Source organism: Roseiconus lacunae, from assembly GCF_008312935.1.
GTDB classification, from domain to species: domain Bacteria; phylum Planctomycetota; class Planctomycetia; order Pirellulales; family Pirellulaceae; genus Stieleria; species Stieleria lacunae.
This window is the reverse complement of record NZ_VSZO01000006.1, coordinates 1-12,291: the sequence shown is the minus strand read 5'-3', so window position 1 is coordinate 12,291 and position 12,291 is coordinate 1. Positions and strand designations below refer to the sequence as shown.

At 52.3% G+C, this 12,291-nt stretch carries 10 protein-coding genes; all 10 read right to left on the bottom strand.

Annotated features, from left to right (window positions below):
- Positions 1-68 precede the first annotated feature (68 nt).
- The 10 genes from FYC48_RS09950 to FYC48_RS09905 all read right to left on the bottom strand — a co-directional run bounded on the left by FYC48_RS09950 (position 69) and on the right by FYC48_RS09905 (position 11,816).
- The gene (locus FYC48_RS09950; protein WP_149496562.1) at positions 69-1,070 is read right to left on the bottom strand and encodes an RnfABCDGE type electron transport complex subunit D; all 1,002 of its coding nucleotides are present in this window, start codon (positions 1,068-1,070) and stop codon (positions 69-71) included.
- A complete protein-coding gene (locus tag FYC48_RS09945) occupies positions 1,067-2,848 on the bottom strand; it encodes a CRTAC1 family protein (RefSeq protein ID WP_149496561.1) in 1,782 nt (593 codons plus the stop codon). Before FYC48_RS09945 ends, FYC48_RS09950 begins: the two co-directional genes overlap by 4 nt.
- Before the next feature lie 5 nt (positions 2,849-2,853).
- Positions 2,854-6,351: a CRTAC1 family protein gene (locus FYC48_RS09940; protein WP_160149436.1), complete on the bottom strand. Its 3,498-nt coding sequence runs from the start codon at positions 6,349-6,351 to the stop codon at positions 2,854-2,856.
- Positions 6,348-7,004, bottom strand: coding sequence for a hypothetical protein (locus FYC48_RS09935; protein WP_149496559.1), 657 nt, complete (start codon positions 7,002-7,004; stop codon positions 6,348-6,350). The genes FYC48_RS09940 and FYC48_RS09935 overlap by 4 nt, the downstream gene beginning before the upstream one ends.
- A 4-nt stretch (positions 7,005-7,008) precedes the next feature.
- Positions 7,009-7,737, bottom strand: coding sequence for a hypothetical protein (locus FYC48_RS09930; protein ID WP_160149435.1), 729 nt, complete (start codon positions 7,735-7,737; stop codon positions 7,009-7,011).
- 854 nt (positions 7,738-8,591) lie between these two features.
- The gene (locus tag FYC48_RS09925; protein ID WP_160149434.1) at positions 8,592-9,056 is read right to left on the bottom strand and encodes a FixH family protein; all 465 of its coding nucleotides are present in this window, start codon (positions 9,054-9,056) and stop codon (positions 8,592-8,594) included.
- Between the two features lie 5 nt (positions 9,057-9,061).
- Positions 9,062-9,289, bottom strand: coding sequence for a hypothetical protein (locus FYC48_RS09920; protein WP_149496556.1), 228 nt, complete (start codon positions 9,287-9,289; stop codon positions 9,062-9,064).
- A gap of 39 nt (positions 9,290-9,328) precedes the next feature.
- Positions 9,329-9,937, bottom strand: a complete 609-nt coding sequence (locus tag FYC48_RS09915) for a hypothetical protein (protein ID WP_149496555.1) — start codon at positions 9,935-9,937, stop codon at positions 9,329-9,331.
- A gap of 542 nt (positions 9,938-10,479) precedes the next feature.
- Positions 10,480-10,899 carry a hypothetical protein gene (locus FYC48_RS09910; RefSeq protein WP_149496554.1) on the bottom strand — a complete coding sequence of 140 codons (420 nt, stop codon included), beginning with the start codon at positions 10,897-10,899 and terminating at the stop codon, positions 10,480-10,482.
- 98 nt (positions 10,900-10,997) lie between these two features.
- Positions 10,998-11,816: an endonuclease/exonuclease/phosphatase family protein gene (locus tag FYC48_RS09905; protein ID WP_235034180.1), complete on the bottom strand. Its 819-nt coding sequence runs from the start codon at positions 11,814-11,816 to the stop codon at positions 10,998-11,000.
- Positions 11,817-12,291: the final 475 nt, after the last annotated feature.

Here is a 12,291-nt window from a genome sequence, read left to right as displayed (position 1 = left end):
CCTTGCGGTTCTTGGTCGTCAATGCTGGGCCCGGGGAACAGGGAATTCTTTCGAAATAGCACCGTTGTTTAGCTCACACTGGGCGCAGGCTCCGCATGACCGTCAAAGTCTTTCGACGGCATGTTTGTCGGCGGTGCTGATTCGGTACGATCGGTGAAATGCATGTCAATAGCGAGCGCGATTGGTCCAACCAAGAACAATGCATAGTACGGGGCGTGAATCACTTCCCCCAATCGCAAACCCATTTCGACAAGTGCAACCAAGAAAGCAACCAAGCACTGCCCGCGTTTCGAACGAACGGTTGTTTTGGGATCTGTAATCATGAAGAAAACAAACAGTTGGTACATCGGCCCTGTCAATGGGGCAACATTGGCCAAGAATGGACTTTCTGTCAACCAACTTCGTACCGCGGCAAGGGCGACGAAGGACAACACATAAGTCGCACAGATATGAAATCGTTTCAAACGGCTGATGATTAGTGAACCGAGACACCAAACGACGGCCATCGGCAGCAGGCTGTTTCCCCACTGAATACTCAAGCTCGCTACGGCAGCGGGATAGAGAAATAGCATCGCGCTAACGCCGAAATTGGATGGATTCCACAAATGCCGGTTGTGCATTCGCAACACGTACTTCGACATGATGGAAAGTCCGGCGCACATCGCATACGGCCAGACGAAAGGAGATCGGATCAGAATTCCCACACTGATTCCAGAAATGTAAGCACTCGCCAAATGAGGGTATCGCCCTACGATCAATCTTCCAAGGATCAACTCGGTGGCGATACAAACCCCGATCGCGGTGAATGTCCTTGACCAACTTTCCAGGAAACCAAAGCTCAGTTGACCCGCAAGCAGAATGCTGGTGATTAAAGCGGGCGCCAGAAAACGATTTTCCAATGTCAGCCAGTCACGCCAGCGAAACTCTTTTGGCGAAGCCACCTCTACCGCTTCTTTGCGGGGGGCGGAATTCCCGTCAATTCTTGGCAACTCGGCAGTGGAAGCAACATTGGGAGTGGATGCGTCTTCATCGCCAGGTCGACTGGTGGTTGAGGTTTGAAATCCACTCATTGAGGTTCTCTTATCGAATGGGTCTGATCAATCGCTGGATTGACGATTTGTTGGGTTTTACCGTTCGGCCAACGAATCTCGACTCGATCGACCGATGAAGATTCTCCCAGACCAAAATGCAATCGGGATTGGTTTTGCGCCGAGTATCCACTAGCCGACAAACGTTCTTGCAGCTGTTGTTGACCATTCCAAAACACGTGAATTTGCGCCCCAATGGCGCTGCGATTACTCCCCTGGCCTTCCAGTTCGAAGGCGATCCAATGCTGAGAAGGATTGACGTGATTCCGGTAGAGTAACGCAGGCCCGCGTTGGTTTGCGACGATCAAATCTAGCATGCCGCGGTTTTGAAAATCTGCAATCGCGACAGCACGTCCGTCGTACCGATCGTTCGCACCGACCCACTGTGCGACATCCCGAAACCGGCCGGCACCGTCGTTGATCCAAACACGTTTAGCTTGGTATCCGGCAAGGCTTCGTTGCTGCATCGCTGGCCAATTAGATGCGTCCGAAATAATCTGCTCGTGTCCCCCGGTGATCTGAGAAAAGTCATACCAATAGCTCGTTCCCTTCTCACCGGAAACATAACCGTTGGTGACGTAAAGATCGGTGAAGCCGTCGTTATTAAGGTCACCGAACTGCGCGCCAAAACTCCAGCCACCTTGTTCAATACCCATCACCGAGGCAAGGTTTTCGAAACGCAGGCTTCCATCGTCACTGGGGTACCAGAGGTTATTTCCTTGCAGTAGCACGCCTTCTTCTGAGATATTCGATTCATAGATTGAGAGCCGACCTTGGTTAAGCACGTCGCCGACGGCCGCATTCATTCCGCTTTTGGGTGAGTATCCTACTCCGGATTCTTTCCCAACCTCTCGGAAACGTTTTCCTCGATCATTCATGTAGAGTTCGGAGACACCATAGTCGTTGGCAAGAAACAAGTCGGCGTATCCGTCTTGATCAAAATCCGCTGCCGCAACCGCAAGGGTCCATCTCGTTGAAGTGATTCCGAGCGATTCGGTGACATCCTCGAACTGAAAGTTGCCGGTGTTACGCAGCATCCATTTTCGGCCACCGTTATCGGCGTACTCAAAACTCTCGGGCATGATTTTCGTATGATCGAGATCGCCCAAGCGAACGTCATCCGGCCAATATCCCGCAAGGAACAAATCAACCAAGCCATCGCGGTCGTAATCGAACCAAGTCGCACTTCCGAGATTCGCCCATTGAGGTAAGTCGCCGGGATTCTCGATCACTTCGAAAGACTTGCCCGCAACGTTGCGGAGCAACTCCGGTCGTCCCCACTTGTAAATCAAAACATCATCGAATCCGTCGTTGTCGACATCGGCCCAAACGGAGCCCATGCAAGCTCCATCGACCGCGTGATTCAAATCAGCCAAACCGACTTTCTGGGCGACCTCTATAAACGTGCCGTCACGCTGGTTGTGATAAAGATGGTTCTTTGAATCGGCACCACTGTTGGTCAAATAGAAATCCTGCCAACCATCTCGGTCAAAATCGACGACCGCAACACTTGCCCCCATTGCCGCGATTTGCGGCGCAATGTGATCAAGTTTTGCGTCGATGTTTGGTGGCTGATGAATGAAGCGAATCCCGGCGTGCTCGGCGGTTTCTTGAAGGTAAAAACCGTATCGCTCGAACTGACGCTGGTCTGACTTTATCGAGGAGTGATCGATATTGTTTTCGCCAGCGAACCAACGCAGGTAGGCGGCCGGGCCAAACAAAAGTGAGGCAAATACGAACGCAGTGATAGCACGGATCATGAAAGTCACTCCTGCGGGATATTCGCGTCGAGATCGCCAAGACGACGAAGTTTGTTGTGAAAAGACGCCGGGGAAACATAGCGTGTGTGAAACGTCTGCCAGTCCGATGCATGACGTTGGAACACAGGGTCTTGGTCAAGCCGAGATAGCTCAGCCGGGTCGCCTGGAGCATGATGCGAGGGCAAAGGACGAACGGTCTTGGAGAAGGCGGTATTGAAATCTCCGTCTTTCACCCAACCGTCCCCGATCAGGATGAAGTCATGCACCGTTTGTGCGTCGTCATGCGAAGCGTGCCCAGTGGGATCGGCAAATTGGAAACGCAGCTCATCGCCAGCATTCATGATTACATAGCGATCATCGATTTGGTCGAGCAACGGACGAACATCGCCGTGCCGCGTGTGATACCCTTGAAGATCCAGCCATCGTTGTTCACGTTGGTCGACTTGATAAATCGGTGTATCGGGACGTCGGCGATCCATGGGTTCAAGTTTCGAAAACCCACGGTAAAGCAACTTGGCGTCTTCTAGCTCCAACCGAGAAATCGTTATCTTTTCATCCGGTAGTCTGAACGACCATCGCAATGAGTCCCAATAGATTTCCATATTCGTTCGTAACCGATAGCGAACAGAGCTTGTCAGTTGTTGACCATCCATCTCAATCACGACATCTTTGTTTTTACCAGCGGGAAACCCGATTTCGTCACAGACCATTTCCCATTGTCCCTTTTCGGTTTTTCGCTCAAGCACAAGTCCCATCGGTTTAACACTGTTTTGCTGCGCGATCGCGACGTTCAATGAGCTGTCGGTAGGATAGATCCATCCATGGCCGACTAGCAGAATTTGCTTTTCCGAGCTGATTGATGCGGGGAACTGGAATTCGATCCAGTGATCTTGGGCCACCCCTTGGCAGGGCCCCAAATCAAAGTCGCTTGCGTACCGTCCGTCGATCTTTGATAAGACCGTGCCCATCGGCAGACCATCTTGATTGATCGGTGAAACGAGGGGTTGTGAAGCCGATCCGACGAAAATCTCTTGGTGTGGGGGACGCTTCGGTGCGAAGCACTCATCAACAAAAATTTCCGTCTCTTGGGGATGCTCAACTTTCAGGAGTGCGACGTGATCGAAAAAATGAGTTTCCCAAAGTTCGGCCGTGATTCGGATGTCATAATGCCCGTCGGTCGACTTTAGATACTCACGTGGGATCTTGATCCGATCTTCCGTTTGTGTGATTCCGGCTGTTTCTTGTCCGTTGATCTTCAGACCCAAAGGAGAACGCCAAAGGAAGTCTTTTATGAAGCGGAAATCTTTTCCGTCGTAGGTGAATACCCAAGGACAGGAACCTTTTAGTCGTTGTTCGGCCGTGGTGATTGAGCCTTGCTTCAAATTGAATTCGGCTTGACTGGTTCCGTTGGGCCAAATCAAACGAGCTACATCGATTTGCGAGTGGCCGCCTAAGCCGAAATGCACTCGAGGCGAGCGAATCATTCTCGACTGAACAAGGTGTCCGGCGCGGATTTCAATGTTACCGCCAATCCCGAACGTGTTAAATCGCTTGTCACCGGCAGCCATGTTCGCACGCGGTTCAATGGTATGCCAACCATACCCCGCACGACTTTGGTTGATCGCCACGACCGCAGATTGCGAGTTCCTGCCGATCAGGTCCAATAGGCCGTCGCAGTTATGGTCGGCGACCGAGCTGACTTGCATCTCGAGTACTTGGTCTAAACGCTGATACGAGTCGGAATGGCTTTGTAGCCAGATGTGAGTTTTCCCTGAAACAGAGCAGACCACATCGACCGCGCCGTTGTTGTCTAGATCCGCGTTCGCTAAGAAGAAGATTGAATCAACTTCAAGCTTATCCTCACCATGCATGTTTTCGATCAACGATCGTGCTTTCCATGAGCTTCCGATGAACTGGTAGGCGACAACGGATCCCAATCGGGTTGCCGCTATGATCTCGAATATTCCATCGGTGTTGTGATCCCCGATGGAAATCGCCGCAAAAGTTTCATCGGTGATCGTTTTTTGGATCTCAAACTTGCCCTCACGAAGGTTCATCACTATTGCCAAAATTCCGTTTCGGTCTAACGTGACGAGATCGAGATCGCCGTCTTGATCAAAGTCAAATTCATATAGTTCGACGACACCAGACAGATCGATGATTCGTTTCACGACACTGAACGTCGCGTTACCGTCGTTCTGCAAACAGCGAAGTTGTGACTCATGATCGCTCAGTAGGACGTCGAGATCGCCATCCGCATCAACGTCGCTGACCCATGCGGACTTCCATGGGTAGTTTTTCGAATCGGGGGCCAGTTCTTTCGATTCATAGTCGCCCGTGCCAGTGTCGAGGAATACACGACAGCCTTGGCTACCTGCTAAAATCAGATCATGCCGAAAATCATTGTTCAGATCGGCCCAGCAAACGCTGTTGTTGGAAGATTCATCTACGATTCCTGGAAACGGCAGCGCGGCCGACTCGCCGATGTGGAGGGTGTCACGGGTAAGCGACAAAAGGGTTGAGCATCGCTCACCCGGTTGCTCCACAGCAAGGACGAAATCAGGCCGCGCTGCTTTTCCAAGCGGTTCAGAGAATTCAAAGCCCATCGACAGATCGGATGGTGCCGATTGGGCGTCCGGCCATTGGAGGGCTAAAAACGATCGTAAAGGTGTCCCGACTGCGGCGATCGAGAGAATTCCAAGTTCATTCAAGCTACGCTGATAGTCCCGACTTGGCTTGCTAAGGTTTTCAAGGAAGGTTAACCGAACGGCGGTTTGACGCAGATCATCTTCCTCAATCGCATTGATGGCCTGCTGCAACTGCTCGGCCATTTCGGGTGGCCACGAATCGCTCATCTGCTGAAACGTCTTGATCGCTTGGTTCAACGATTCGACATCTCCGTTTGTCGCTGCAAGTCGTGCGTACTCACACCGGACGCGCAGATTGTTCGGATGCGTTTTCAAAATCTCGGACAACAATTGCAACCGTTCGTTATCAGCATCTTGATCGTTGACTTGGCCGAGCAATGTGCTGAGGTGAAAGGCGACGCGAATATTGTCTGGCCATCTTTGATGAAGTTCGCGAAGTGCAGCGATCGCTAACGCAATGTCACCCGATGCCTCGAGCACCTCGGCTTTCAATCGAAGTAGCTCTCCTGATTCGGGTGAAATTCTTAACGCGTTGTTGAGAGAATCGGCTGCGGCCACGGTGTCATTCAAACGAAGTTGTGCGACAGCAAGGTTCGCCCACAGCGCGGGCTCGTCCGGTTGATCTGTGACAAGCTGGGATAGGATTTTGACGGCTCGTTCGTTTTCTTCTACGTCGAGTGCGGCGAGGGCAACTGAAAAGCCAACGACCGTAGCTTCGTCCGCCGGGATACCACCGGTATTTTCGGCGGATCGTGGCGCGAACCAATACACGGTGATACCCAGTATTGACGCGACCGCTGCAATCACAACTACGATGAAGACGGCATCTTTACGCGATGGTGTTTTCGTTATCATTGTGTCCCTCCAACGATCCGAATTTGATCGTCGACCATCACTCTGCATTTTTTCTCTTCAAGACGCGGATGAGCGTCTGACTGATGAATGCCCGACTGATCTTGTCTATTGGCTGCGTACTCACGGTATTGCTTCATTCTTCGAACCATCGCGAAAATCCAGACTCCACCAATCAATAAGAAGGGGAAAAGGTAGATTGCGAGATCCCAAATTCCCTGCCCAGGCGGGGTCGATTCGACTTCCGCCGTAAGCTGTTTGGCAACACCCTTTGAATCAATCAGGCGAATGCCGACCGTCCAAAAATCCCGCATGTCAAACGTCGGCTTTGCAAAAAACTGGACGCGATTTCGCAGTGCTTGTTTCTTGGCGTGGTAGCTGACCCGATCGAGTCTTTTGCTTACCGGTTGGGTCCAAAGTTCGACGGCAGGAACCGTGCGTGGAAGTTCACCGTGTGAGTTCTCTACGATGACAAAAAAACGCGCGTCGCCGATATCTGGGTCGGTCCAAACGGAGACTCTCCATTGTCCGATCGGTTCGTCAACGATGATCGGAAACGGTGGCCCTTCGTGCGCCGCCGCTCGATTAACGTACGTCATACTCCCAAGGGAGAACGTACCAATTACGAAGAGCTGAATTGCGACTTGCTTTATCATCTATCTAACCTCCGAGGAAGGTCCCACGCATATCCATCGGTTGGTTCATGATCCAAACCGCTGAAGCGAACAGGAGGAAATGCAGAACAGCCCACGGTATCAAGGTTGCCATGGTCGACTTGGGATACACAGGTGAACTCATTATTTCGCGGGTAGTGCCAGTCCGCTCTAACTTGATGTTCGTTCTTTGTGTAATTGTCCAGGTGACCATCCACGAGCCGAGAAGACCAAGCGATAGGAAGCCCAATTCGATTGGGTAAACGATCGACTCTGGTAACCCACCGAGTTGCCATTGCGGGGTGCCCAGCCAAGGACTACCAAAAGCCTGCTTTGCGGCGTTTTGCGAGACCGGGATTACCGTCAGTAGTCCGGTGAAGAAATGAAATCCGTAGTGGGCCAACCAAATGCCGAAGCCGATCGGAAGCAGTGACGGCGCGTATTGTTTGACGATTCCCCAGAGAGAATCGGTGGATTGTGATAGTCGCCGACTGATCGCGGCTGCCCCGAACAGTAACAATGCTGGTTCGATGACAAGTAGGCATGCAAAGATCGCCGCCAAGATCGGCCATTCCACTGTAAGTCCGGTCGACTTTGCGATTGCGTTTTCCAGTGCGTACACAGGGCTGATCATCGCAAAGGCATTTAAGATTGCCCCGAACGTGAAGATAACCGTCAATCCGGCAAAGTCATTTCGCTGTTCCGGCATCCCAATGCCCGATCGGGATCCGGTCATCGCTAACTCTTCACCGGGAAGTCGAGAAAAGATACCGACGTTATCTTCCGGACATGCGTAGACACAATCCAAACAAAAAGTGCAATCAAGGTTGCCGACCTTTCGAGGCTGAAAGAGATTGAGTTCACAGCCGCGGCGAATCACGGGAAGGCCAGAACAGTCCCGTTCGATCGCCTCCCTACGCCCGCGAATACAATCTTTCGATTTACAACCGTCACAGACGCTCGGCGAAGCGACGGCAACTTCCAATGGGGATAATGTCGCGCTCAAAAAATTGAATTGTCCAATCGGACAAACAAACTTACAAAATGAGGCCCTTTTAAAAAGAGTGTCTATCAACAACGCCAACGTGAAATAGCCGACGATCAACATTCCCGTCCACCAGGGCTCGGAAAAAAGATCGAACAGCTCGTAAGTAAACAGAACCGTCACGAACAACGCTGCCGCAGGCCATTTGTTGCTTAGCCATTGCGGCCATCGTAACCGCGGGGCGTGAATTTTTCTCGCAACGTCACGTACCAAGACGAACGGGCAGGACAAGCAGAACAGGTTTCCGGCTAGCAGAATGACCAAGACGACTAGCCCCCGAAAATGAACCCACGTGAGCAATGCTGCCAAATTTTTGGGTGCCAATTGCGGACCCCAAAAAGCATGCGCGATCATTACGAGGCTGACAAAGAACACGGGAAGCTGAAAGACTAGTCGGGAGTGACGCCAACGAATGAACCGACCGATCAGCGGTAACGACAGGACATCGCCACTGCGACGGTCGCTGGTTTTGGAGCCCTGCGATGCCGCAATTGACGGTCTACGATTCGGGACCGGTTCTGTTCGTTTGCCCAGCAACGTCACCGCTAGTTCGTCTCCACGCCAAGGACATCGATCTTCGATTCGATCGAGACGCCGTCAGGACCAGTCGCGTTGATTAACAAGAACCAATCGCCCCCCATCGTGAAGTCAATGGTCCCTGAGTAAACGCCTGGTTCATCGGTCTCGGACATTTCCGCGAATGATGGTTTCATGCCGGCATGATTCATGTTCCCTTCGACGGTTAAGTCCGCACCTTTGAGTGGGGATCCGGAAGCATCGAGCAACGTTACCGTGAGGTCGCATGGGCCAACCGACGGCGGTGTTGAACCGAGCTGAACTTCGGCAGATCCCGTCGGTTCTGTCGACTGCTGTGATTCGCAACCCGTTGTGGCGATCACGATCAGCATCATCACGCCAACGAAATGTCGAAGAAGCGTGATTCGGCAATGTTGGCGATCGATCTGCCGTGCTGAGCGGTGAGTGGTGTGGCGTAAACCTTGTGTGTGCATCGATTTCACTGTTGATCTTGTGATGAATGGTCGACGTTGATGTCGGTTGGATAGGGCCGCGCGCTCCATAACAGGGCAAAACCGCTGATCGCGGCGAAGGCACAGAGGACGAGGGCGATACGCGATCCGATCGCTTGCGTTGGTGGTTGCCCACCAGCCCACAACCACCCCGCGATGGTCGAAAGCAGCAACGCGAACAGGAAAACAGAGATTAGGGTTCGAATCAGGTTCATCGTTTGTCTTGTCTTAGAGTCACGTGTTGGGCATGTACATTAGGCTTTTGCAACTGTTGCTTTCGTTCGTCTGGCGGCACGCGGTTGCCAAGCGCAGGAGCATCCCACGTGCGCTTCTTCACCGGGAAGTGGGAACATGTGATAGAACATCGCGATCACCATCGGGACAAATACCACCGTGTTGTAGAACAGGTGCAATTCGACACGAGGGATGACCAGCTGAAGAATGCTGACCGGGACTGGTGATTCGAAAAGGTTCTGCTGAAAGATTGCCTGCCCTTGAAGTAACGCATGCTCGATGTGGTGCCAGAACTGGATCCAAAAAGCGATCATCCACCAAGTGTATGAGCTACCGGTGAATCCTTTTCGCAGTAGCCAAAACGCGATCAGCATGATTAGCGCGTAGCCGTAGTGGAGCGCTTCGGATTTCACCATCCACGGATACCACAACCCCAAAACGCCGCGCGACTCGGGGATCGGCCAATGCAAGACGTAGATCTGGATCGCTTGAACGAGATGCTCCATCCAATGGGCAAGAACAATCGCGGTGTATACCCATAGGGCTTCACGGTGATACGGTCCGTTGATCTTTTCCATCCAACTCATTTGGTCAGATGCTTGGGGGATCGAACATGTAGCACTGGACATTGCAACACTCCACGGAAACGAAAGGTGAGATGACAATCGAGGTTTGAAGCAAGCGGGCGCACCGGTGGTCGCAATGTCACATGCAGGGGGCACGTGGTCGAACCTAAGCCGGTATGAAGCTCGCTGTTGATGGCGCGCACGATGTGACCAGTGCGCACCACGCCTAAGACGACTTTGCAGAGAAAGCACGGCTATCAAACGATGCCAATATCACAGAGGCCGCGTTTGCTGTACCGGGTGAAATTGCACAGCAACGTTGGCTCTCAAACGCAGGGAAAGCACGTCAGTCGGTTGACTCGCCTCACGGAACTTCGATTCCGTACTGATCTGCGATTAAGTCAATCGACAATAGCGATGTACGCCTAGCGTTGGGCATCTCGTGATGAGAGCTACGAAATCCCGTGATCACTGACAGACAATAAAGACACACATGTGATCGGTACTCCTATCGATGGATACCGAAGCAATGTGCAGACACTTATCAGTCAGTGGGCGCCTAGCAATTTCTGCAGGAACCCATCAGCGACGCGCGATCTCTCGTGCTAGACGGCCAATTGTGGTGGGCGTTCGATGCGTCCACCATGTCCGGAGAAAGGTCCGATCCGATTTTCGGGGCGAACCAGGTTGCGAGTAAGCGGAGACGCAGTTCGGTTGACGAACCCAATCGAACCGAAGAGCTTCGGAGTGATCGTGGTCTCTGTCGTTTGCAGCGGCGACAGCGGTTGAAATGGGGCATTCTTGCAGTTTGGACCACTGCACGGCCGCGGAAAAGAAGGCTCGGGCGCCGATTGGTCGGCTACCGTCTCAGTGTCCATCGAAGGACTGGAAGAATTATGTGCGAGCCAATCGCCGCAGCTACCAAACGCCGACGAGCTAACCGCCATGACGAGCGGTAGCGCGATGAGCAACCGAGCCACAAGTGGCAACAAGCTGTTCTTAACGGCAATTTGAGGGGGCAACATGCACATTATGAAGGAGTCTAAGCTTCTTCTGTCACGGTGTCAATCAAAATGTCGCACCCTGTTGGTCCGGTTGGCCACTTGGCAGCGAAGTTGAATGGTTACCTATCGTCAGCACTCGACGAAGTGTGAGGCCTTAGTTGAATTTTCGCAGATACGGGACGGTGGTCTGAGGCAATCGGTTCGTCGACGACATCGACGTGTTCGATTGACCAGCGCGTCGGCGGAGCGACGAAAATAAAATCGATTTCAATCGAAGGCTTCGACGCCGAATAGGTAAACGAATCATCCTGCGGCTTATCGGCTTCCGTCATGCCACGCCCGAGCAACTCGAGCGTCCGGGAGTTGGGCTGATCGTTGAAATCGCCAAGCAGGATGTATGGAGTTGTTAACTCGGTCAGAGCTTGTTTCAGTCGCTTTGCTTGGGCGAATCGAAAGCCATCATTTCTCACCCAGTCAAAATGAAGATTGACGAGAGTGATCAATTGCCCGTCGGGAAGCTCGACATCGACCGCAAGCGCCACACGTGGTTCGTTTCCTTTGGGCAACTCAATGATCTTGGACTGCCTAATGGGATGGCGTGAGAGAATGGCCAAGCCATACCGTCCGCCGTCGTAGTCCATGAATGGCGCGAACGAATGGTGCATGCCGAGTTGTCGACCAAGTTCGGCGGCTTGGTCCACTTCACCGCTGCGTTGGGTCTTCTCGTCGACTTCTTGCAGTCCAACAAAATCTGGTGAAAGTCGATTGATGACCGACGCGGTTCTTGCGAGATCTGTCTTGCCGTCGTTTCCCAACCCTCGCTTGATGTTGTAGCTGAGCACTCGCAGCGACGTACCTTCTTCGGCGTGGGAAATCGAAGGCGAGATGGTCACGAGTGGCAATATGATCATTGCAACTGCGGTCGGAAACAGATTCATCAGACGGTTCGCCGAAGATGATTGGAGTCTTACTTGGTTCAATAACATTGGTGTCTGTCTTGGTAAGAAGTCATTTGAGTGTTGAAACGCTTGAATTAGTGGTCGAACAAAGCCTGATCGAACAAAAAACGTAGGCGATTGACGTCGTTGGGGCGGACACAGCCGCAGCCAGCTTTGCGGCGATGAGATTAATGCAGTCGGCTTAGGTATTTCAAATTGCTTCGGTGCATCGGGGTAAATTGAGGCAACGGCAAGATAGAGCCTGGTTCCATCTCATTTCTCGGATTAGCCGCGGCTATTGCGCAGAAACCGTGGCGAACGCCATGCGGCTAATCCTAATCTCAATGGTCGACGAAGCACTAGGTACAACGTTCGATATGACTAAGCAGTTGAACACGAAAGATTCGGCTTAAGTCATTTCACTCTCCCACTGGGCATTGGTATCTACACAAGTGCGAAGGGGAGAGCTTTGGCT

Bases quoted from the DNA above. Each gene is read 5' to 3' on its own strand.
- FYC48_RS09950 (WP_149496562.1), bottom strand. From the start codon at position 1,070: ATGAGTGGATTTCAAACCTCAACCACCAGTCGACCTGGCGATGAAGAC.
- FYC48_RS09945 (WP_149496561.1), bottom strand. From the start codon at position 2,848: ATGATCCGTGCTATCACTGCGTTCGTATTTGCCTCACTTTTGTTTGGC.
- FYC48_RS09940 (WP_160149436.1), bottom strand. From the start codon at position 6,351: ATGATAACGAAAACACCATCGCGTAAAGATGCCGTCTTCATCGTAGTT.
- FYC48_RS09935 (WP_149496559.1), bottom strand. From the start codon at position 7,004: ATGATAAAGCAAGTCGCAATTCAGCTCTTCGTAATTGGTACGTTCTCC.
- FYC48_RS09930 (WP_160149435.1), bottom strand. From the start codon at position 7,737: ATGACCGGATCCCGATCGGGCATTGGGATGCCGGAACAGCGAAATGAC.
- FYC48_RS09925 (WP_160149434.1), bottom strand. From the start codon at position 9,056: ATGCACACACAAGGTTTACGCCACACCACTCACCGCTCAGCACGGCAG.
- FYC48_RS09920 (WP_149496556.1), bottom strand. From the start codon at position 9,289: ATGAACCTGATTCGAACCCTAATCTCTGTTTTCCTGTTCGCGTTGCTG.
- FYC48_RS09915 (WP_149496555.1), bottom strand. From the start codon at position 9,937: ATGTCCAGTGCTACATGTTCGATCCCCCAAGCATCTGACCAAATGAGT.
- FYC48_RS09910 (WP_149496554.1), bottom strand. From the start codon at position 10,899: ATGTTGCCCCCTCAAATTGCCGTTAAGAACAGCTTGTTGCCACTTGTG.
- FYC48_RS09905 (WP_235034180.1), bottom strand. From the start codon at position 11,816: ATGAATCTGTTTCCGACCGCAGTTGCAATGATCATATTGCCACTCGTG.